Origin of the sequence: Nonomuraea polychroma (assembly GCF_004011505.1) — a bacterium.
Classification (GTDB): domain Bacteria; phylum Actinomycetota; class Actinomycetes; order Streptosporangiales; family Streptosporangiaceae; genus Nonomuraea; species Nonomuraea polychroma.
Genome location: NZ_SAUN01000001.1, coordinates 1,913,782 through 1,933,746, shown reverse-complemented (window position 1 = coordinate 1,933,746; position 19,965 = coordinate 1,913,782). Strand labels below are relative to the sequence as shown.

Annotated in this window: 19 protein-coding genes and 1 riboswitch; of the genes, 9 read left to right on the top strand and 10 right to left on the bottom strand. The window is 70.7% G+C overall.

Annotated elements, in window-relative coordinates:
* Positions 1-7 precede the first annotated feature (7 nt).
* Positions 8-799 carry a DeoR/GlpR family DNA-binding transcription regulator gene (locus tag EDD27_RS08520; RefSeq protein WP_127931896.1) on the bottom strand — a complete coding sequence of 264 codons (792 nt, stop codon included), beginning with the start codon at positions 797-799 and terminating at the stop codon, positions 8-10.
* Between the two features lie 184 nt (positions 800-983).
* Between EDD27_RS08520 and EDD27_RS08515 the strand changes: the two genes are divergently transcribed.
* Genes EDD27_RS08515 through EDD27_RS08505 form a run of 3 tightly spaced genes read left to right on the top strand, consistent with a single transcriptional unit; the run spans position 984 to position 4,065 of the window.
* The gene (locus EDD27_RS08515) at positions 984-2,276 is read left to right on the top strand and encodes an ABC transporter substrate-binding protein (RefSeq protein WP_127931895.1); all 1,293 of its coding nucleotides are present in this window, start codon (positions 984-986) and stop codon (positions 2,274-2,276) included.
* Positions 2,276-3,151: a carbohydrate ABC transporter permease gene (locus EDD27_RS08510; protein WP_127931894.1), complete on the top strand. Its 876-nt coding sequence runs from the start codon at positions 2,276-2,278 to the stop codon at positions 3,149-3,151. The genes EDD27_RS08515 and EDD27_RS08510 overlap by 1 nt, the downstream gene beginning before the upstream one ends.
* Complete coding sequence (locus EDD27_RS08505) at positions 3,148-4,065, top strand: carbohydrate ABC transporter permease (RefSeq protein ID WP_127931893.1); 918 nt, start codon at positions 3,148-3,150, stop codon at positions 4,063-4,065. The genes EDD27_RS08510 and EDD27_RS08505 overlap by 4 nt, the downstream gene beginning before the upstream one ends.
* Here EDD27_RS08505 and EDD27_RS08500 read toward each other — a convergent pair.
* The 5 genes from EDD27_RS08500 to EDD27_RS08480 all read right to left on the bottom strand — a co-directional run bounded on the left by EDD27_RS08500 (position 4,062) and on the right by EDD27_RS08480 (position 9,560).
* Positions 4,062-5,147, bottom strand: coding sequence for a glycosyltransferase family 4 protein (locus EDD27_RS08500; RefSeq protein WP_127931892.1), 1,086 nt, complete (start codon positions 5,145-5,147; stop codon positions 4,062-4,064). The genes EDD27_RS08505 and EDD27_RS08500 overlap by 4 nt on opposite strands.
* Positions 5,144-6,373, bottom strand: coding sequence for a M48 family metallopeptidase (locus EDD27_RS08495; protein WP_241563920.1), 1,230 nt, complete (start codon positions 6,371-6,373; stop codon positions 5,144-5,146). The genes EDD27_RS08500 and EDD27_RS08495 overlap by 4 nt, the downstream gene beginning before the upstream one ends.
* 283 nt (positions 6,374-6,656) lie before the next feature.
* The gene (locus EDD27_RS08490) at positions 6,657-7,475 is read right to left on the bottom strand and encodes a gluzincin family metallopeptidase (RefSeq protein ID WP_127931890.1); all 819 of its coding nucleotides are present in this window, start codon (positions 7,473-7,475) and stop codon (positions 6,657-6,659) included.
* A gap of 199 nt (positions 7,476-7,674) precedes the next feature.
* Positions 7,675-8,184 (bottom strand): C40 family peptidase, encoded by a 510-nt coding sequence (locus EDD27_RS08485; protein ID WP_127931889.1) that lies wholly within the window; start codon positions 8,182-8,184, stop codon positions 7,675-7,677.
* A gap of 73 nt (positions 8,185-8,257) precedes the next feature.
* Positions 8,258-8,415, bottom strand: a riboswitch (cyclic di-AMP (ydaO/yuaA leader).
* 287 nt (positions 8,416-8,702) lie between these two features.
* Positions 8,703-9,560, bottom strand: a complete 858-nt coding sequence (locus EDD27_RS08480) for a class I SAM-dependent methyltransferase (RefSeq protein WP_206641315.1) — start codon at positions 9,558-9,560, stop codon at positions 8,703-8,705.
* 71 nt (positions 9,561-9,631) lie between these two features.
* Here EDD27_RS08480 and EDD27_RS08475 point away from each other — a divergent pair, with 71 nt between their 5' ends.
* A complete protein-coding gene (locus tag EDD27_RS08475) occupies positions 9,632-10,537 on the top strand; it encodes a LysR family transcriptional regulator (RefSeq protein WP_127931887.1) in 906 nt (301 codons plus the stop codon).
* A gap of 496 nt (positions 10,538-11,033) precedes the next feature.
* On the opposite strand, the gene EDD27_RS08470 is transcribed toward EDD27_RS08475, so the two are convergent.
* Positions 11,034-12,008, bottom strand: coding sequence for a C40 family peptidase (locus tag EDD27_RS08470; RefSeq protein ID WP_241563919.1), 975 nt, complete (start codon positions 12,006-12,008; stop codon positions 11,034-11,036).
* Positions 12,009-12,093: 85 nt separating this feature from the next.
* On the bottom strand, positions 12,094-13,416 hold the full coding sequence (locus EDD27_RS08465) for an NYN domain-containing protein (RefSeq protein ID WP_127931886.1): 1,323 nt from the start codon (positions 13,414-13,416) through the stop codon (positions 12,094-12,096).
* Positions 13,417-13,560: 144 nt separating this feature from the next.
* Here EDD27_RS08465 and EDD27_RS08460 point away from each other — a divergent pair, with 144 nt between their 5' ends.
* A complete protein-coding gene (locus tag EDD27_RS08460; protein WP_127931885.1) occupies positions 13,561-14,622 on the top strand; it encodes a phosphotransferase family protein in 1,062 nt (353 codons plus the stop codon).
* Here the strand turns inward: EDD27_RS08460 and EDD27_RS08455 are convergent.
* Both EDD27_RS08455 and EDD27_RS08450 read right to left on the bottom strand, forming a co-directional pair.
* Entirely contained in the window at positions 14,612-15,280 is a 669-nt protein-coding gene (locus EDD27_RS08455; RefSeq protein WP_127931884.1) for a response regulator, read from the bottom strand. The two genes, EDD27_RS08460 and EDD27_RS08455, sit on opposite strands and share 11 nt — an antisense overlap.
* Positions 15,277-16,503: a sensor histidine kinase gene (locus EDD27_RS08450; RefSeq protein ID WP_127931883.1), complete on the bottom strand. Its 1,227-nt coding sequence runs from the start codon at positions 16,501-16,503 to the stop codon at positions 15,277-15,279. Before EDD27_RS08450 ends, EDD27_RS08455 begins: the two co-directional genes overlap by 4 nt.
* Before the next feature lie 111 nt (positions 16,504-16,614).
* On the opposite strand from EDD27_RS08450, the gene EDD27_RS08445 reads away from it, so the two are divergent.
* The 4 genes from EDD27_RS08445 to EDD27_RS55405 all read left to right on the top strand — a co-directional run bounded on the left by EDD27_RS08445 (position 16,615) and on the right by EDD27_RS55405 (position 19,963).
* Positions 16,615-16,842 carry a hypothetical protein gene (locus EDD27_RS08445; protein ID WP_127931882.1) on the top strand — a complete coding sequence of 76 codons (228 nt, stop codon included), beginning with the start codon at positions 16,615-16,617 and terminating at the stop codon, positions 16,840-16,842.
* Entirely contained in the window at positions 16,839-17,330 is a 492-nt protein-coding gene (locus EDD27_RS08440) for a PH domain-containing protein (protein WP_127931881.1), read from the top strand. The genes EDD27_RS08445 and EDD27_RS08440 overlap by 4 nt, the downstream gene beginning before the upstream one ends.
* The gene (locus tag EDD27_RS08435; protein WP_127931880.1) at positions 17,327-18,937 is read left to right on the top strand and encodes a PH domain-containing protein; all 1,611 of its coding nucleotides are present in this window, start codon (positions 17,327-17,329) and stop codon (positions 18,935-18,937) included. Before EDD27_RS08440 ends, EDD27_RS08435 begins: the two co-directional genes overlap by 4 nt.
* A 174-nt stretch (positions 18,938-19,111) precedes the next feature.
* Complete coding sequence (locus EDD27_RS55405; protein WP_206641314.1) at positions 19,112-19,963, top strand: ATP-binding cassette domain-containing protein; 852 nt, start codon at positions 19,112-19,114, stop codon at positions 19,961-19,963.
* The last annotated feature ends 2 nt before the right edge of the window (positions 19,964-19,965 follow it).

The window sequence follows — 19,965 nt, the reverse complement described above, 5'->3', positions numbered from 1 at the left end:
CGTCAGGCTAAGTCGTAGGCGTCGCCCCCGCGCCGGGATCGGCGATGACGAGTTCGCCGACCTGCTCGGCCAGCGCCTCCCTCGCCGGCCGCGGCAATCCGGCGTCGGAGACGAGCACGTCGGCCTCACCGAGCCGGGCGATGGTGCTGATGCCGACCGTGCCCCACTTGGTGTGGTCGGCGAGCACGACCAGCCGGCCGGCGGCCTCCACGAGGGCGCGGTCGGTCTCCGCCTCCATCATGTTCGGGGTGGTGAAGCCGGCCCTGAGGGTCATGCCGTGCACGCCGAGGAACAGCAGGTCCACGTTGAGCTGGCGGATCGCCGTCACCGCGACGGGACCGACGAGGGCGTCGGAGGGAGTGCGCACGCCGCCGGTGAGCACGACCGTCTGGTCGGTCCGTCCCGAGTGCTGGAAGACGTCGGCCACGCGCACCGAGTTCGTCACGACGGTCAGGGCCGGGACGGCGGCCAGGCGGTGCGCGAGCGCCCACGTGGTGGTGCCCGCCGACAGCGCCACCGCGGTCCCCGCGTCCACCAGGGCGGCGGCGTGGCGGGCGATGGCCTGTTTCTCCTCTTCCTGGCGAACGGACTTGAGGGCGAAACCGGGCTCGTCGGTGGAGCCGATCGTCGTGGCACCGCCGTGCACCTTGGCCAGCAGGCCACGCTCGGCCAGCATCTCCAGGTCGCGGCGGATGGTGATGTCGGAGACGCCGAACGCGCGCACCAGCTCGATCACCCGGACGCCGCCGTGCTGCCTGACGAGCTCGAGAATCGCCTGCTGACGCTGCGGGGCGAGCATCGCACCACCAGATCCCAACAGATTCCGACATCATTCTCGATCGCATGATGACACGGCCGTGACGTCGGGACTGTGGCTGATTCGTCATGAAACCGTGCGTTGACAGTCCGAAATGTTGGCTTTTCCATGAATGAAGGTGAGCGAACTCGGGGGAATCTGAAGGGTCCGGCTAGGAGGAACCCCCATGGCCCAACGACTGCCGATATCCCGCCGCAATCTTCTGCTCGGAGCCGCCGCGCTCGGCGTCCCCGCCGCCCTCGTCGGATGCGGGTCCGACACTCCCTCCCCCGCCCCTGGCGGCGGCTCGGCCTCCGGCGGCAACCTCGGCACGGTCACCCTCGGCTCGAACGCCTCCGACGAGATCCCGAAGAAGTCCCTCGACACCCAGGTGAAGGCCTTCACCCAGGCGACCGTCAAGATCAACACTGTCGACCACAACACGTTCCAGGAGAACATCAACCGGTACCTCAGGGGCACGCCGGACGACGTGTTCACCTGGTTCGCGGGCTACCGCATGCAGTTCTTCGCCGAGCAGGGACTGGCCATCGACATCTCGGACGTGTGGCAGGAGATCGGCGGTGACTACACGCAGGCGTTCAAGGACCAGTCGACGGGCGTCGACGGCAAGCAGTATTTCGTGCCGTCCACGTACTATCCGTGGGCGGTCTTCTACCGCAAGAGCGTCTGGCAGGAGAAGGGGTACGAGCCGCCCGCGACGCTGGACGAGTTCACCGCGCTGGCCAAGAAGATGAAGGCCGACGGGATCATCCCCATCGCGTTCGCCGACAAGGACGGCTGGCCGGCGATGGGCACGTTCGACATCCTCAACATGCGCACGAACGGCTACGACTTCCACATCTCGCTCATGGGCGGCAAGGAGTCGTGGACGGATCCGCGGGTCAGGCAGGTGTTCGACACCTGGCGGGGGCTGATGGAGTACCACCAGCCCGCGGCGCTGGGGCGTACCTGGCAGGAGGCCGGGCAGTCGCTGGCGCAGAAGAAGACGGGGATGTACCTGCTCGGCATGTTCGTCGCCCAGCAGTTCCCCGAGGCCGACCGCGACGACCTCGACTTCTTCACCTTCCCCGAGATCAACCCGCAGTTCGGCACCGACTCGATCGACGCCCCCATCGACGGCTACATGATCTCCGCCAAGGCCAAGAACGTGGACGGGGCCAAGGCGCTGCTCAAGCACCTGGCCCAGGCCTCCTCGCAGAACATCGCCACCAAGCTGGACCCGGGCACGCTCGCGGCCAGCTCCAAGGCCGACACCTCCGGCTACAGCGCCCTGCAGAAGCGCGGCGCCGAGCTGGTGTCGAAGGCCACGCACATCGCGCAGTTCCTCGACCGCGACACGCGGCCGGACTTCGCCTCCACCGTGATGATCCCGTCGCTGCAGTCGTTCGTGAGCAAGCCCAACGAGATCGACTCCTTGCTGGCGAGCATCGAGAAGCAGAAGGCCAACATCTTCCGCTGATGGCTGTCAAGACCCGTCGCTACTCCGGCCGCGACGTGACCGTGCTGGTCATCGGGCTGGGGGTGGCCGTCATCGTCAACGTGGGCCTCATCTGGGGGCCCACGCTGGCCTCCATCGGGCTGTCCGCCACCGACTGGGGCGGCATCGGCCCCATCGAGTGGGTGGGCGGGCAGAACTACCACGACCTGGCCGCCGAATATCCGCCGTTCTGGTCGGCCATCCGCAACAACGTGTTGTGGCTGGGCTTCCTCGGGCTGATCGCGACGCCGTTCGGGCTGTTCTGCGCGGTGCTGCTGGACCGGCGGCTGCGGCTGTCACGGTTCTACCAGAGCGCGCTCTACATGCCGGTCGTGTTGTCGCTGGCCGTCGTCGGCTTCATCGCGCAGCTGGTCTACTCCTCCGACTACGGCGTGCTGAACGCGGTGACCGGGCTGACCGTGGACTGGCTCGGCGACAGCTCGATCAACATCTGGGTCGTCATGGTGGCGGCCGCCTGGCGGCACGTCGGCTACGTCATGATCATCTATCTGGCGGGGCTGAAGGCCGTGGATCCGGCGCTGAAGGAGGCGGCGGCCATCGACGGGGCCAACGAGCGGCAGGCGTTCTTCCGCGTGGTGTTCCCCACGCTGCGGCCGATCAACGTGATCGTGCTGGTGATCACGGTGATCGAGGCGCTGCGGGCCTTCGACATCGTCTACGCCATCAACAAGGGCCGGAACGGGCTCGAACTGCTGTCCGTGCTCGTGACCGAGAACATCGTGGGCGAGGCCAGCAGGATCGGGTTCGGCTCCGCGATCGCGGTGGTGCTGCTGGTGATCTCGCTGGGGTTCATCGTCACGTACCTGTCGCAGCTGTTCAGGGAGGAGGGGCGATGACGCTCACCGCACCGCCCGCCGCTCCCCCGGCCGAGTCGCAGCGCTCGCCCTCACGGCGGCCGGTCCGGCCGCTCCGGATCCTGCTGCACGTGTTCCTGGTGCTGGTGGCACTGGGGTGGCTGGTGCCGCTCGCGCTGGCGGTGTACGCCTCGCTGCGGCCTTACGAGGAGACCGCCCGGCTGGGTTACTTCTCGCTGCCCGAGCACCTCACGCTCGACTACTACGGGGAGGCGTGGAGCCAGGCCGAGCTGCCTCGCTACTACCTCAACACCCTGATCATCGTGATCCCCGGCGTGCTGATCACGTTGTTCATGGCGTCGTTCACGGCGTTCGCGATCGCGCGGCTGCGCATCCCGGGCCGCAAGACGCTGCTGATCGTGTTCACCGCCGGGAACCTGCTGCCGCCGCAGGTCCTCATCACCCCGCTCTACACCCTCTACACGCTCATCCCGCTGCCGGCGTGGTTGTCGGACTCGCAGTCGCTCTACGACTCCTACCTCGGGCTGATCCTCATCCACGTGGCCTTCCAGTTCGGCTTCTGCGTCTTCGTCATGGCCAACTTCATGCGCACGATCCCGGAGGAGATCAGCGAGGCGGCGCTGGTGGACGGGGCCGGGGTGTGGAAACGCTACTGGCGGCTGACGTTGCCGCTGTGCCGGCCGGTGCTGGCGGCGCTGTCCACGCTGCAGTTCACCTGGATGTACAACGACTTCCTGTGGGCGCTGGTGCTGATGTCGTCGGGCGACAAGCTGCCCGTCACCTCGGCGCTGAACAACCTGCGCGGCCAGTTCTTCACCGACTACAACCTGCTGGCCGCCGGGTCGGTGCTGGTGGCGCTGCCGACGCTGATCGTGTTCCAGCTCTTGCACAAGCAGTTCGTGGCCGGGCTCACGCTCGGCTCCACCAAAGGCTAGAGGAGGCTCTGGAAGCGGGCCGCGACGTGCTCCCACGACCACTCGGCGGCGATCCACTCGCGGCCGCCCGCTCCCATCTTGCGGGCCTTGTCCGGGTCGTTCAGCAGCTCCACGACGGCCTGCGCGATCTCCTCCGGGTCCGTGCCGTCCACCACGAGCCCGGTCTCGCCGTGCCTGACCGCGTCGGGCGCGCCGCCCGACGCGCCGGCCACCACCGGCAGGCCCGTTGCCGACGCCTCCAGGAACACGATCCCGAGCCCCTCCACGTCCACCCCGCCCCACCGGGTACGGCACGGCATCGCGAACACGTCGGCGGCCGCGTAGTAACCGGGCAGGCTCGCGGCCGGCACCGTGCCGGTGAACCTGATCGACTCGTGCCCGGCCGCCAGCCGCTCCAGCGTGCGCCGGTAGGGCCCGCCGCCGACCAGCAGGAGGACGGCGTCGGGCACCGCTCGCAGCACCTGAGGCCAGGCCCTGAGGAGCTGGTCCTGGCCCTTGCGCGGCACCAGCCGCGACACGCACGCCACCACCGGCCTCCCTTGCAGGCCCAGCTCGGCCTTGGGCGCGTCGGGGCGGAACAGGCCGGCGTCCACGCCGGGCGCGAGCCGTACGAGCTTGGCCGGCGGGACGGCCGCGACGAGCCGCTGCCGCGTGTAATCCCCCAGATACGTGACCACGTCGGCGTGCTCGCCGATCCTGCGCAACACGGTGCGGAAGCCCGGCGCGCTCGCCCACGACGCCTCGTGGCCGTGGGTGAGCATCACCACGCGCCGCGCGCCCGCCCTGCGCAGGTGCGGCGCGAGCAGGCCGAGCGGCGCCGCGGCCCCGAACACGACGGTGCCCGCCTCGTGCTCGGCCACCAGCCGGGCCGCGCGGCGCGCCACGGCCGGGGTCGGCAGCATGAGCCGGGTCGGATGCCGCACCACCCGGTACGGCTGGCGCCGGTCGAAGTCGGCGCAGCCCGGCCAGGTGGGGGCGTAGACGGTCACGCCCGGTGTGCGCAGCGCGAGCCCGTGCACGAACGACTGGATGCCGCCCGGCCTGGGCGGGAAGTCGTTGGTGACGATGACCACATTGGTCACGGCACCGGGATGCCGTTCAGCTTCGCCCATGCGCGGGCCATGGCGATGCGCTGAGGGCTCGTGGGATGCGAGGCATAGAGCACATATTCCACCGCATCCGGCGACAAGTCGGAAATATTGGTCACTGCCAGGCGTTTCTGCATCTTTATGAACGTGGCCGGGTCCCTGGTGAGGTCCAGGGCGTGGACGTCGGCCCGGGCCTCGACGTGGCGGCTGACCACGTTCTCCGCGGGTCCGATGAGCAGTGAGCCCAGGCTCAACAGGCCCATCACCGCGCCCACCGCACGGGGGTCGGCGATCGAGGTGACGCCGACACGGCGGCGTAGCCGGTCGAAGACCAGGAACAGCAGCACCGCGCCCAAGGCGGCGTTCAGGCCGCTGAGGAGCGTGCCGGAGAGCACGTCGTTGTCCTTGGCGTGGCCCAGCTCGTGCGCCACCACCAGCTCCACCTCCGGCTGCGGGGCCTTGAGCAGCGTGTCGTAGACGACGATGCGGCGGGTGGCGCCGAAACCGGAGACGTACGCGTTGAGCGCCGTCGTCCGGCGCGAGGCGTCGGCCACCAGCACATCCTCCACGGGCACGCCGTCCCGCGCGGCCATGGCCAGCAGGTTCTGGCGCAGCGAGCCCTGCTGCATGGGGGTGAACTCGTTGAACAGCGGCTCGAACACCACGGGATACACGAACGACGCCACCACCGCCAGCGCGAAGGCCCCCACGGCGGCCGGGATCCACCAGCGCCGCAGCTTCCGGGCCAGCGCGACGAGCACGAGCAGCATCAGGCAGGCGATGACCGTCTCCACGCCCGTGCTCTTGAGCTGGTCGACGGTCCAGGACCCCCAGTCCTGGGTGGACAGGCCGAATTCGCGCAGCAGCGTCTCGAACCACATCGCGAGCGGCCACCGGATCAGCTCGGTGATCGCCGTGATGACGACGACGCCCAGGATCACCCGCAACCACCACGGACCCCTCAGCCGGCCCACCGCCTTCGCCCCGATCGGGGTGGCCACCAGGACGCCGATGATGATGATCGTCAGGCCGAGGGACAGGTAGCTCGGGAGGGTGGTGACCGCGTCGAACGCCTGCGCTCTGGCGATCTGGGCGGCGGTGAAGTCGCGGGCCGGGTCGGGCGGCCCGGCGGCCAGCACCTGCCAGGGGGTGGTGAAGGCGGCCACGGCCAGGATGAAGGCTCCCAGCAGCGTCGCCGCGACCGCCGCCTCCCACCGCAACCGCCTTCCTCCGCCACCGGCATCCTGCCCACCGCCCCGGCCCGCGCCAGGCCCCCGATCGTCCCCCGCACCCCGCCACCCCCGGGCGCTTCCGCCCGCGCTCCGGTCGTGGCCCGCACTCCGATCGTCACCCGCGCTCCGGTCACCGCCCGCGCTGCGATCCCCGCCCGTACTGCGGTCATGGCCCGCGCTGGGATCGCCCGTCGACACCGGGCCTGCAAGCCTCGCCGTCTCTGGTCCTGCGTCGTCCGTGTCGTGCCGTTCGCTCATCTGCCTCCCCCTCTTACGCGAGCTGGTCCCGCACGTACGCGCGCCACCGTGCCGTCAGCGTGGCCGCGGAGAGCCCGAGCGAGGCGAGCGCCCGATCGACGCCGGCCGCCTGGGCTTCACGGTAGAACCTCACCAGCGTCTCCTCACCGAACCGATCGGCGAGGAAGCGACACGCCAGCCAGGCCTCCTGGTACGCCCGTGCGAGCCGCACAGGGTCCCCGCCATCCGCCGCGAAGGCCGCAGGCCCGGGCAATTCGCTCGGCACCCGCCCGGCCCGCACCTCGTCGCCCAGTTCGGCGGCGGCTGTCCGCACGGGCAGCCCCGCGTCCCGGTAGCCCACGTAATCGGCGAACCCCTCGTAGAGCCAGACGGGCAGGTCCCCGGTGCCCGCCACGACATGGGTGAGCTCGTGCGCGAGCACGACATCCTTCCCCGTCGCGTTGAGCCGCGCGAAGACCTCGGGAACGACGATCACCCGGCCGCCGTCGGCCACCGCGGCCAGCCCGTCGACCCGTTCCACTCCGGCCAGCCCGGCCGCCTCGCGGGCGGACTCGGGCACGACGACCAGCGGCCGCACAGACCGCCCGAGGACGTCCGAGACCCGCCGCCCGGCCGTGTCGGCCCGCCGCGCCAGCTCGTCGAGCGTGCCGGGCGGGGCGTGGTGGCCGACGACGAGGGAACGCGTTCCGCGGGCCAGGACGACGCCCTCGCGCCACAGGTCGCGTGCTTCCGGGGGAAGGAAGGGGGATTCGGGGACCGGGGCGCTGGCGGGGGCGAGGGTGAGGAGCAGGAGTCCGGCCACCACGGCTCGTCGGCTCACCTGCTCGGACACGATGCCCGATCGTAGCCGGGGCCGCTGTGCCACTGAGACGGCCCACTGGGCGTCGTCACGGCGGCCCGCCGGTGAAGGGCTCAGAAAGCGTCTCCCTGGAAGGCCCTCAGCCCTGTGCGGCGGTTGGGGGAAGGTGGCTTGCCGTAAAGAGAGAGAAAGAAAGAAGAGGGCCCCGATGAGATCGGGACCCTCTTTCTTTTCACAAGCCGGGACGAACCGCGCCGACGAAGGACGCCTTGCGCCAGCTGCTCAGCTTGTCGACACGCACCCGCTCACCTGTCCGCGGGGAGTGGAGCATCTTGCCGTTGCCGACATACATGCCGACGTGACCGAGACCCCTGAAGAACATCAGGTCGCCTGGCTGGAGATTCTTCCAGGAGACCTTCCGCTTGATGCCGGCGAACTGGCTGGCCGCCACGCGGGGGATCTTCACCCCGGCCTTCTTCCAGGCGTACTGGGTCAGGCCGGAGCAGTCGAACGCACCAGGGCCCGTGGCCCCATACCGGTACGGGTCACCGATCTGGTTCCTGGCCGCGGCGACGGCCTTTTCGGCCTTCGCCTTCTGCCGGGCAATCCTGAGTGCTGCGGCCGACTTCGCGGACTTGGCGACGGAAACCGCCTTAGCCGTGGAGGTGCCGGCCGCATCGCTGGTCGTCGCCGCCTGCGCCGCCGGGGCATGGAGGATCAAACCTCCGGCCGTCACGGTCATGGTTAGCGCTACGCCACTCAGGGCAATACGGGACAGACGAGGGTTTTGCAGGGAGGTAGACAGGATTTCTCCTTGGGTCTTCCACGAACGCCTACCGGGTTAGCTGACGGATTCGGGCCTGGAAGTCGCCCTACGGCGCGATACGCGCCGATTCACCCCTGATCCCGTGAAGGGATCGATGGTTCCCCGGCTCCGTGCCTCCTGGCTGCACGGACTCGGCAGGTCGCCGTCCGATGTTCTGTTCGACAAGGGGACGTACGGCGGCGACCGGCGGATCTTTGTCTGGCTCACATCGGAGGGACCGATGTGAGTTCGCGGCGGCATGGCGTGTCACCGCGACGCCAGAAGCTACGCCGAAACGTCAAGGATCGGCAAAGCGCGAGTCAGGTTGTAAAGATCCGACAAAGGGTCCAGTCAGGGCTAAAACCCCTGCTGGAACGCCAGATTCAGTTATGCGATTGTGACCCTTCTCACAATTGACGGCACATGGTCGTGTAAGGTCACAATTGTCACTTTGGTCACATCGTCCGCGCGGTCATCCTGAAGCCCGTGGGCGGGAGCGCTCCCGCAGCGAGGCGGTCCCGTTCGATGCGCCACAGCTCCTCGACGATGTCGGCGCTGCCGCCCTCTGCCAGCTTTCCGCCGAGATATCGCGACAGGTACGGCTCCCGCCGCACGCTCGTGACCTCGAACCGCTCCTCGAGGGCGGCGAGCATCTCGGCCGCGGGCGTGTGGTCCGCGTGCGCCTCGCGCCACCGTTCGACCGGATCATGACCTATGCGGCCGGGCTCGCGGGTGAAATCCGCCACACCGGCGGCGGCGAGCAACGATCCGGCGTCGTAGAACCATGTGGCGGCGGCCCGGTCGGCCCAATCCCAGGCGAACTCGTCCACCAGCAGGAGTCCACCGTCCACGAGCAGCGTGCGCACGCGGTCCAGCGCCGCCTCGAGCGGGTGCAGGTGATGCAGCGAGAGCGACATGACGACCACATCGAACAACGATCCGTCGTCGTAGCCGCGGACAGCCGACCCGGGGTGGGCGCCGCCCGGCCCGGGGGCGGCGGCATCCGGGCCGGGGGCGGCGGCATCCGGCCCGGGGGCGGCGGCATCCGGCCCGGGGGCGGCGGCATCCGGCCCGGGGGCGGCGACGTCCGGATATTTCACGATGTCGGCCTGGATGGCCGGCACCCCTGCGGCCCGTGCCGCGTCGACGGCCTCCTGCGAGATGTCGATCGCGGTGACCTCGTGGCCGCGCCTCATCAACTCGGCCGCCAGCTCGCCACGCCCGCACCCGACGTCCAGCACCCGCTGCGGCTCCCTCGGGAGCACCTCACTCAGCCATGCGTACTGGTGGTTGTCCACCGTCTCTGTCTCCATAGAGCCGAGCATGACCGGCCCCAGCCATGCACACCACTGCGGGTTGGGCATGGAACCCATAAGCTGAGTGCATGCTTGACCTCTGGTCGCTGAAGGTGCTGGTGGAGGTCGGGAGGCTGGGGTCGTTCTCGGCGGCGGCCGAGGAGCTGTCGATGACGCAGCCCGCCGTCTCCCGGCAGATCGCCACGCTGGAGCGGCACACGGGCGTTCGGCTGTTCGAACGGCTGCCGCGTGGCGTCCGGCCGACGGATGCCGGGCGGGCGGCGCTGGAGCAGGCGGACGAGGTGCTCCGCGGGATGAGGCTCTTCGAGACGCGGATGCGGGCCTTCGCGACGGCCGAGGCGGGGCGGGTCCGGGTGTCGGCGTTCCCGAGCGCGGCGACCAGCTACCTTCCCGACCGATTCCGCTCGTTCGCGGCCCGGCATCCCGACGTCGAGCTCTCCCTCACAGTCCGCTCCGGCGAGCATGACCCGTGCGCCGCTGTACTGGACGGTGAGGCCGACATCGCTCTCCTGACCTCCTGGGACACGCCCGGCCCTCCGGGGACGGCCGGGGTGGTCCTCACGCCGCTGCACGAGGACGAGCTGCTGGTCGCGCTGGCGGTCTCCCATCCGCTGGCGAAGGGGCGCCGGGTGCGGTTGCTGGACCTGGCGGAAGATCCGTGGATCGACGGCACGCATCCCGACTGCCTCGGCCCCATTGCCCGGCTCGAGGCGGCGCTGGGCCGGGCGCCGCGGATCAGCCACGTGTGCGACGACTGGAACGGCAGGCAGGGGCTGGTGGCGGCGGGGGTGGGCGTGATGTTGTATCCGTCGATCGCGGGCTACTCGGCCATCCGCCCCGACATCCGGCTCCTGACACCCTCGCCGTCCCTGCCCTCCCGCACCATCCTCGCCGCCACCCTCCCCCCATCGGACCGCCCTCCGGCCGTCTCCGCCTTCCTGACCATGTTGACTTCGCCGCCACCCGCGCCATGAGCGGGTCCCGCGGCCGGCACATCAGCAGGCGCCAACGCCAGCGGCCAGGTGCACGACCACGAAGCCCTGCGGTCCACCCGCGCGCACAGCGCCAGGACTGTAGGTCTGGCGGGGCGAGTCAGGCAGAGACGCGACGAGTAGGGCACCTGCCCGCGCACAACCACCCAACGCTGCGCTGCCCACGCGCAGACAGCTGAGCCCTCAGGCTGGGGCGGGTCGCAGGCCGGGCGGCGGGGCGGATCAGGCCGGGCCAGCCGACGCAGGACCGACCAGACCGAGGCATGCCACGCCAGGCCGGCCCCCTGAGGCAGGGACGGGCCGGTGAGGTCGCGGGGCTGACGACCAGGCCAGGCAGGCCGAACGGGCCGGGCCGACCGCGTCAGGGCGGAGGGAGAGGCCAGGCGAAGCCGAACAGGCCAGGTGACGCGGGCCAGGCCGGGGCAGAGGGCGGGGTGATCAGGCCGGGGCGGAGCGAAGCGACCACGGTGGGGGTGGGTTATGGGCGGACGGCGCCTTGGAGGTTGCGGCCGTAGGAGGAGAGTTTGACGATCTTGACGACGTCCCCGGTTTGCGGCGCGTGCACGATCTCCCCGTTACCGGCATAGATGCTGACGTGCCCCAGCCCTTCACTGAAGATGAGGTCACCAGGCTGCAGATCGTTCAAATCCACCTTCCGGCCGGCCCCCCACGCCCATTGCTGCCACGTCGTGCGAGGAAGCGAAACACCCGCGGCCCGCCACGCCGCCTGGGTCAACCCGGAGCAGTCCCACCCGCCAGGCCCCGTACCCCCATACACGTACGGCTTCCCGACCTGCGCGTACGCGAACTTCAGCACCGCCGCCGCGTTCCCCGACGCCGGCCCCGTGTACTTGATGCCGACGCTGTTGGGGTTCCCGGGGTTGTAGGCGCCCAGCTTCCTCAGGATCTTCTTCTGCTCGGCGATCAGCTTGAGGATCTCCGCGCGCTCCTTCTCGACCGCGTCGCGTTCCTTCTCCGCCGCCTCGAGCGCCTCCTGCGCCTTGTCGCGCTCGGCCTTGAGCCCGCGGTTCTCCCGGTCGAAGGCGGCGAGCTTCTCCGCCCGTTCCTTCGACATCTGCCCGGCCGACGCCATCCGCGCCAGGAAGTCGTCAGGGTTGTCCGCGCCCACGAGCCCGGGCCAGGAAGTGACGTCGCCTCCGAGCCGGTAGGTGTCGACGGCGATGTTGATCACCTGGGCGCGCAGGTCCGCGACCGTCTCCAGCTTGCGCTTGTAGTTGTCGTTCAGCTTGCCGTAGGTGCTCTTGGCCTTCTTGTAGCGTTCCGTCGCCGTGTTGTACTGGTCGACGACCTTGTCGGCCTTGTCGTTGAGCTTTTCGAGCTTGGCCTTCGCCTGGCTGAGGGTGGGTTTGGGATCAGCGACGGCCGCTCCCATGGGGGACAGCACCAGCCCGATCGCGATACCCGCGGCCACCGGCACCCGGCCAAACCTCACTGCGTCGCCTCCCAGGGATAACATCTGGGGCGAAATAGTACAGAAGTGGCGAGTGGGGTTACCCCCAAACGAACCAATTCGTAATCTAGGCGCGGCCCAGGCGGCGCAGCAGCAAGGCAGACGGAACGGGTCTGGCTCCCATCCGCATGACGGATTCGGCCACCTCGCGGTCCGACGACACCACGGCGATGGCCCGGCCGGACGGCTCGGCGCGTACGAGCTGGCGGATCAGGTCGTCGGCGGTCTCCCCCGGTGCGCTGAACAGCACCCGCACCCCGCGGGGCGCGACCACCTGAACGGGAGAGTTGAGCTCGGCGCCGTCGAACACCACGGTCACCTCGACCCGGGTCTGCGCGACCAGCCCGCCGAGCCCGGTCATCAGCCGGTTGCGCTGGTCGGCGAGCGTGAGCGTGCCGTAGCCGGTCTTGGTGACGTTGTAGCCGTCGATGACCAGGTGCACCTGCGGCACCGCCAGCAGCTGGTCGAGCAGCTGCGGGTCGTCGTCTGCGAGCGCCCGCGCGGGCACCGCGCGCACGCCGGGCCGCTCGCCGGTGACGGCGGCGACCGAGTCGGCGGGCTTGCTGATCGTCGTAGGCAGGGCGAGCTCCCTGCGCAGCCCGGCCGAAGCGTCCTGCAGCGCGTCGAGCAGCACCCTGATGCGGGCGTCCTCGATGCTCCTGCCCTCGCGGGCGGCCCGGCGCGAGGCCTCCAGCTGCTTTTCCACGTCGGCCAGCCGCTCGCGCAACCGCCGCAGCTCGGACTCACCCGCGCTGCCCGCGGCCACGGCGGCCGACCTGGCCTCCTCGGCCGCGCGCTCCATCTCCTCGGCCCGCGCGACCGCCGCCTTGGCCCGCTCGCGGGCGTCGTGGAGCTTACGCCGCAGGTCGGAGTTCTCCGCACGGGCGAGCTTGATCTGCTCGCGGAGCCGGTCGGCCTCCTCCTTGGCGGCGGTTTTCTGGGCGGCGAGCTGCTCGCGCAGCCGCGAGACCGCCTCCTCGCGCTCCGTACCCTCGGCCGCGACGGCGGACTGCTCCAGGTCGGTGCGGGCGAGCTCGATCATCTCCTCCCAGCCGGGCGGCCGGGTGAGGTAGGCCGCCGCAGCCACGAGCACGGGATCGGCGGCAGGCGGCACGTTGCCGTCGGCGAGCGAGGACACTAGCTCGGGCCATCCGGCGGCCACCGACTCGGCGACCAGCTCGCGGAACTTCTTGTCGTTCTCCAGCTGCGCGGCGATGGGCGCGCTGCCGAGCTTGGCCCGTTTTCGCGGGTCGAATTTTGCGATGCCCCGCAAAGGGGGCGGTATGGAGACAGCGGGCAACGTCCCGAGAACCTGAGCCGCCAGGTCGACGACGTTGAGTCGTACCTGCTCGGGAAGCGGGCGAGACAGGCCTTCACCGGCTGAACTCATCCCACTTGTCCCTTCGTGACATGCCCTTTCAGACAAGGGTACGGCTGCCGCGTACCTGACCGTAACGGCCACCTGCGTATGGACGAGCGCTTGGTTGGGGGTGTACGACTGTGCCGGGGCGCCTGTCGACCCGGGAGGCCGGCCATGACCGAACAGATGCGTACATCCACCCGTGACCTGGACGAACTGCGCGAACGCGTGACTATCTGGCTTCGAGGCAGGGTCGGCCACGACGCCTCGGTGTCCGAACTGTCCAGACCGACGAGCAACGGCATGTCAAGCGAGACCGTGTTCTTCACCGCCACCTGGGGTGAGGAGCGAACGCGCTGCGTAGCAAGGCTGGCGCCAACGGGAGAAGCCGTTCCGGTCTTTCCTTCGTATGATTTGCGGGCGCAGTTCGACGTCATGCGCCTGGCCAGGCAAAAAGCTGGAATTCCAGCGCCCAGGGCCCTCTGGTTCGAGCCGGATCCCGGCCCGCTCGGCACCCCGTTCTTCGTGATGGAGCAGGCCGAGGGCGAGGTGCCGCCGGATGTGATGCCGTACACGTTCGGCGGGTGGTTGTGCGATGCCCCGCCCGAGGACCAGCGCAGGCTGCAGGACGCCAGCGTCGGGATCCTGGCCGCGCTGCACCGGGCGCCGCTCTCCCCGCACGAGTTGTCCGCGATCGGGACGGGCGGGCTGCGGGCGCACGTGGAGGCGCAGTACGCGTACTACCGGTGGGCCCACGGCGAGCGGCGCATCCCCGTGCTGGAGCGGGCCTTCGACTGGCTGGAGTGGCACTGGCCGGAGGACCCCGGGCCCGACGTGCTGTGCTGGGGCGACGCCAGGATCGGGAACATCCTGTTCCAGGACTTCACCCCCGTCGCGGTGCTCGACTGGGAGATGGCCGCCGTGGGGCCGCCCGAGCTGGACCTGTCCTGGATGATCTTCTTGCACCGGTTCTTCCAGGACCTCACGGCCGGGGCGGGCTTCCCGGGGATGCCGGGGTTCATGCGGCAGGACGACGTCTGCCGGACATATCAGGAGCTGACCGGCTATCAGCCCCGCGACATGGGCTTCTACGAGATGTACGCCGCCCTCCGGCACGGGATCATCATGGCCCGGGTGTGGCAGCGCAGGATCCACTTCGGCGAGCAGCCGGTCCCGGACGACCCCGACGACCTGGTGCTGCACCGGGCCACGATCGAGGAGCTGCTCACCCGTTAGCGTCGTAGACCAGCAGCGCCACCTGGACCCGGTTGTTGAGGTCCAGCTTGGTCAGGATGCGCGAGACGTGCGCCTTGACCGTGGGCACGCTCATGTAGAGCTCCCGCGCGATCTCGGCGTTCGACCTGCCCTGCCCCACGGCCAGCGCCACCTCGCGCTCGCGTTCGCTGAGCCGGCCGAGCAGCTTCCTGGCCCGGTCCGTACGCTCCCCGGCCCCATCGTCCGACACGTGCGTGATCAGCTGCCGCGTCACCGCCGGCGACAGGATCGGCTCCCCCGCGGCCACCTTCCTGATCGCCTGCACCAGATCACCGGGCGCGATGTCCTTCAGCAGGAATCCGGCCGCCCCCGCCCGCAGCGCCCGCAGCACCTGCGCGTCGGCGTGGAACGTGGTCAGCACCACCACCTCGGGCGGCGACGTCGTCGCCCGCAGCGCCTCGGTCGCGGTGAGCCCGTCGACGCCGGGCATGCGGATGTCCATCAGCACCACGTCGGGCCGGTGCTCGGCCACCAGCGGCGGCACCTCGGAACCGTCGCCGGCCTCGGCCACGATCTCGATGTCGCCCGTGCCGCCGAGGATCATCGATAACCCGGCCCGCACCATGGCATCGTCGTCGACGATCAGCAGCCTGATCGGCCCGCCGGCGGGTGTCGTCATGCGTCCTCCAATGTCGTCTCCACCGGCCACGGCAGCCAGGCGCGTACCACGAACTCCCCGTCCGGCGTGGGGCCGTGCTCGAGTGTGCCGCCGGCCAGCTCCGCCCGCTCCGTCAGCCCGATGAGCCCCGCCTTCGCCCCTGGAAGCCGCAGGGGGCGGCGGGAGCCCAGCGGGTTGCGCACCTCCGCAGACAGGCCCTTGCCACGCGCGCCCGCCACGGTGACGGTCACCGGGACGCCGCCCGCGTGTTTGCGCGCGTTGGTGAGCGTCTCCTGGACGATGCGGTAGAGGTTACGGCCCAGCCCTTCGGGCGCGTCCTCCGCCCGCAGGTCGAGCCGCACGTCCATGCCCGCCTGCCGGCACTCCTCGACCAGCGCCGGCAGGTCGGCGAGCGTGGGCTGCGGCCGGTCGGGCACGGTGTCGTCCTCGCCCGGCCGCGAGTGCCGTAACACGCCGATCACCCCGCGCAGGTCCTGCAGCGCCAGGTGGGCGTTGGCCCTGATGGCCCCGGCTGCCTTGGCGATCTCGCCGGCGGGCGCGTCGGGGCGGAACTCCAGCGCGCCGGCGTGCAGGCTCAGCATCGAGATGCGGTGCGCGAGCACGTCGTGCATCTCCCTGGCGATCCGCTCGCGTTCGAGCCGCTTGGCCTCCGCGGCGGCGATGTCGGCGCGCTGCCTGAGCGACCAGATGAGCTGCCGCCTGGCCCTGATCACGATGCCCCACGCGTAAATGGTCAGGATGAGGGCCATCAGGAGCAAGCCCCATTCCAGCGGCCCGATGTCGCTCTGCGGCCGGAGGAAGAGGTAGGGCACCAGGGTGATGAGGGCCAGCAGTGTGACCGGTCCGGAGACCTTGAACGGCCGGTGCACCGCCACCGTGAACAACGCCACGATGGACGCGCCGCCGACGAGCTCCAGATACGCCGAGAGCGTGAGCGTCACCAGCGCGAGCCCGACCGGCCAGCGGCGCCGCAGCCAGACGGCCACACAGGACAGCGCGCCCATGACCTGCTCGACCGCGATGAGCGGCTCCGGATCGTGCTGGATCTCCTCCAGTCCGAGCAGCGTGATGCCGCAGGCGATCAGGAACATGGCGATGTCGACGATCCAGTCGCGCAACGAGCGCCGCACCCGGCGGCCCTCCCGGCCGTCGCCGAGCAACACCGACGGAAGCGCCCACCGGTATTCGGGGACGAGGTCGTCCCGGCCTCGCGCTCGCGTCACATGCACCGAGGTTAGGCCCTCCCCTGGGCACGGCGACACCGACCAAAGTCGATGCCGGGCGAGACCTCTGGCCGACGCGGGCGCCGCCGGCCGTTCGGAAGGCTCTTCACCATGGAAGAGGTATTGAAGGTGCTCGGCTGGCTGCTGCTTCTGCAGGGCGTGGGCGGTCTGGTGAACGCCCTGCTCGGGTGGTGGCGGTGGGCCGAGGGCCTGATCGTGGTCAACCACCTGGCGTTCCTCGACGGGTACGAGGTGTTCGCGGGCATCGTGATCGGCGTGCTCGGCTTCGTGTTGCTGGCGGTCGCCGACTCGGCGAAGAAGGCGGAGGCGGGCGAATGAGCACGACGTCGCTGCGGCCGCCGCGCCACCAGGCCGATCCGCGGGCGATCCCGTGGTGGACCGTGCAGTGGCTGATCCTCATGGTGCCGGTCGCCGCCGGCGCGGTGGTGTCGTACTGGGTGTTCACCGACCGGCCGGTCTGGCTGGGGATGGTGGTCGCGGCGTTCGCCGTGGGCTGCCTGGTGCTCGCGGTGGTGGCGCCGCGGGCCTCCTACCGGGTGGAGCGCTGGGAGGTCACCGAGGAGGCGGTCTACACACGCAAGGGCTGGCTGACGCACACCTGGAAGGTGGCGCCGATGTCACGGATCCAGCGGATCGACACCGCGCGGGGGCCGGTGCAGCGATGGTTCGGGCTGGCGGACGTCACGGTCACCACGGCGTCGTCGGCGGGCGCCGTCAAGATCGAGGCTCTGGACCACGCGCTGGCCGCCGACCTGGCCGAACGCCTGACCGCCAGCACTCAGGCCACCCCCGGTGACGCCACATGAGCGAGATCTCCGTACGGCGCGAGCAGGATGCGGGCTGGGGCCAGGACTGGCAGCGGCCGGCGCGCCGCAGCCTGGGGGCGTCGGCGGTCAAGTCATCGGCGTTCGCGGTGCCCGCCGTGCTCGGGCTCGTCCGGTTCCTCACCACCCGGGATTGGCCGGTCGCCGGCGTCGTGGCGGTGTGTGCGGGGGCCGCGGTGCTGATCGTCGCCGGGGTGCTGGCGTACGACGTGATCAGGTTGCGCACGACCCGCTGGCGCCTGACCGACGACCGGCTCGAACTGCGCTCGGGCATCGCCGTGCGGCAGCGCCGCTCGATCCCGCGCGATCGCGTGCGGAGCGTGGACCTGCGGGCCGATCCGGTGCTGCGAGCGTTCGGGCTGACCGTGGTCAAGGTGGGCACGGGCGAGCGCTCGGCCGAGGACGACGAGCTTCGCCTGGATCCGCTGACCAGGCACGACGCCGAGACGTTGCGCCGTACGCTGCTGCGCGGCGCCGTCGCGGGGCCGCAGGTGGACGCGCCTCTGGCGGAGCTCAAGTGGTCGTGGATCAGGTATGCGCCGCTGTCGGTGTGGACGTTCACGGGCGCGGCGGTCGTGCTGGGCCTCGCCTACAAAGGGCTCAACACGATCGGCGTCAAGGTGCTCACCACAGAGGTCGCCGAGGGACTGTGGAGCTGGGTGACCGCGCGGCCGGTGGTGACCGTCCCGCTGCTGCTCGTGGCGAACGCCGCTGTGGGGGCGCTGGGGGCCGGGCTGCTGTTCGCGGAGTCGTGGGGGCGTTACCGGCTGGAACGTGAGCCGGGGCGGCTCCGGCTACGCCGCGGCCTGCTGACCGCCCGGTCGCTCACGATGGAGGAGCGTCGTCTGCGGGGTGTGGAGATCAGCGAGCCGCTGCTGCTCCGGCTGGGCGGCGGGGCGCGCGTCAAGGCCATCGCCACCGGGCTCGGCAAGGCGGGCGAGAACGAGACCGAGGACGTCGCCGCCCTGACCCCGCCACTCCCCCGCGCCGTCGCCGGCCGCCTCGCCGCCGAGATCGCGCGCACGAACCTCCCCGCCCCGGCGTCCCCCCGGCCCAGCACCACCCCCGGGCCGGGCACAGCCTCCGAGCTGGGGACGGGTGCCGGGGTGGGGAGTGGGCTCGCGGCGCATCCCCCGGCGGCCAGGCGCAGGCGGATCGGGCGGGCTCTGGTGACCGTGCTCGTTCTGGCGGCAGGCGCGGCCGCCGTGTCGTCGCTGGTGCCGTGGGCGTGGGTGCGGGCCTGGGTCTGGGCGGCGCCCGCCGTGGCGCTGCCGCTCGGGTTATGGCTGGCCGCGGAGAGCGCCAGGAGCCTCGGGCATGCGCTCGGCGGACGGCACCTGATCACGCGGACCGGCTCCGTGGTCCGGCGTACGGTGGCGCTCGACCGCGCCGGCATCTCCGGCTGGACCATCACCGAGTCGCTCTTCCAGCGGCGCCACGGCCTGTTGACGGTGTCGGCCACCACCGCCGCCGGCGACGGGCGCTACGACGTCGTGGATGTCGGCCGCGGCGACGGTCTGGACCTGGCCTCGCGCGCAGTGCCGGGCCTGCTGGAGCCCTTCCTGGACCGCTCAGCACGCAACACGTGACGGAAACGAAGCGAGCCGCGTGATCCCCTTGGTTTGCCCATGCCCCTGTACTGGACAAACTCGGATCGCGCGGCTCAAGTGCTTGCAGAAATAACAGTATTTGTCTCACTTGCAACCCGGTTGCAGCCTTATTAACCGTTGACGTGGATCACTGGTCAGGAGGATGATCCGCGAGTGGCGCCTGGACCGGTGCTCGCCTGCCGCGCGCTCAGCTGCCGGGCAGGCGGGCGCACGATCATCGAAGACCTCACCCTCGAGCTCGACCGCGCCGAGCGCGTGGCGCTCATGGGCCCGTCGGGCTCCGGCAAGACGACGTTGCCGACCACGCTCGCCGGGCTGCTCCCGCCCGCCTCGGGGCGGGTCCTGGTCGGCGGCGTGCCCCTGGACGAGCAGCCGGAGCTGCGGGCCGGGCTGGCGCTCGTCTTCCAGTCGTACGGGATGCTGAGCCTGCTCACGGCGGCCGAGAACGTCGAGGTCGCGCTGCGTGCGGCCGGGCGGGCGCCGCGCGAGGCCATGCGGCTTGCGGCGGTGACGCTGGAGCGGCTGCGGGTGGCGAGGTTCGCCGATCACCCGGTGGAGGAGCTGTCGGGCGGGCAGCAGCAGCGGGTCGCGGTGGCCAGGGCGCTGGCGTTGCGGCCCCGGGTGTTGCTGGCCGACGAGCCGACGGCCGAGCAGGACGCCACGCACCGCGCCGTCGTGCTGGACGAGCTGCTGGCGGTGGCGGACGAGGGCACCACGCTGGTGATCGCCACCCACGACCCCGAGGTCGCCGAGCGCTGCGATCGGGTGATCGAGCGCTGGAGCGGCAGGGGCTGTCGGTGGTGTCACGGCGGACGACGGCCGACCTGGCCGCGTCCTACGCCGGCCAGGGGCCGGGGCCGGCGCTCTTGCTGCTGTTGGTGTCCGCGCTGGCGGCAGCCGCGCTGGCGCTCGGGCGCACCGTCCTGGCGCTCTAAACGGCGGCCAGGAGACGCGGGTACGAGCTGGCCGCGCTGGAGGCATCAGGAGCGCGGGTGGCGGCGCTGACG

Excerpts from the sequence above, each read along its gene's own strand:
- EDD27_RS08460 (WP_127931885.1), top strand. The coding sequence starts at position 13,561 with ATGACCGAACAGATGCGTACATCCACCCGTGACCTGGACGAACTGCGC.
- EDD27_RS08465 (WP_127931886.1), bottom strand. The coding sequence starts at position 13,416 with ATGAGTTCAGCCGGTGAAGGCCTGTCTCGCCCGCTTCCCGAGCAGGTA.
- EDD27_RS08455 (WP_127931884.1), bottom strand. The coding sequence starts at position 15,280 with ATGACGACACCCGCCGGCGGGCCGATCAGGCTGCTGATCGTCGACGAC.
- EDD27_RS08445 (WP_127931882.1), top strand. The coding sequence starts at position 16,615 with ATGGAAGAGGTATTGAAGGTGCTCGGCTGGCTGCTGCTTCTGCAGGGC.
- EDD27_RS08485 (WP_127931889.1), bottom strand. The coding sequence starts at position 8,184 with ATGACCGTGACGGCCGGAGGTTTGATCCTCCATGCCCCGGCGGCGCAG.
- EDD27_RS08515 (WP_127931895.1), top strand. The coding sequence starts at position 984 with ATGGCCCAACGACTGCCGATATCCCGCCGCAATCTTCTGCTCGGAGCC.
- EDD27_RS08475 (WP_127931887.1), top strand. The coding sequence starts at position 9,632 with ATGCTTGACCTCTGGTCGCTGAAGGTGCTGGTGGAGGTCGGGAGGCTG.
- EDD27_RS08510 (WP_127931894.1), top strand. The coding sequence starts at position 2,276 with ATGGCTGTCAAGACCCGTCGCTACTCCGGCCGCGACGTGACCGTGCTG.
- EDD27_RS08505 (WP_127931893.1), top strand. The coding sequence starts at position 3,148 with ATGACGCTCACCGCACCGCCCGCCGCTCCCCCGGCCGAGTCGCAGCGC.
- EDD27_RS08520 (WP_127931896.1), bottom strand. The coding sequence starts at position 799 with ATGCTCGCCCCGCAGCGTCAGCAGGCGATTCTCGAGCTCGTCAGGCAG.
- EDD27_RS08440 (WP_127931881.1), top strand. The coding sequence starts at position 16,839 with ATGAGCACGACGTCGCTGCGGCCGCCGCGCCACCAGGCCGATCCGCGG.
- EDD27_RS08435 (WP_127931880.1), top strand. The coding sequence starts at position 17,327 with ATGAGCGAGATCTCCGTACGGCGCGAGCAGGATGCGGGCTGGGGCCAG.
- EDD27_RS08480 (WP_206641315.1), bottom strand. The coding sequence starts at position 9,560 with ATGGAGACAGAGACGGTGGACAACCACCAGTACGCATGGCTGAGTGAG.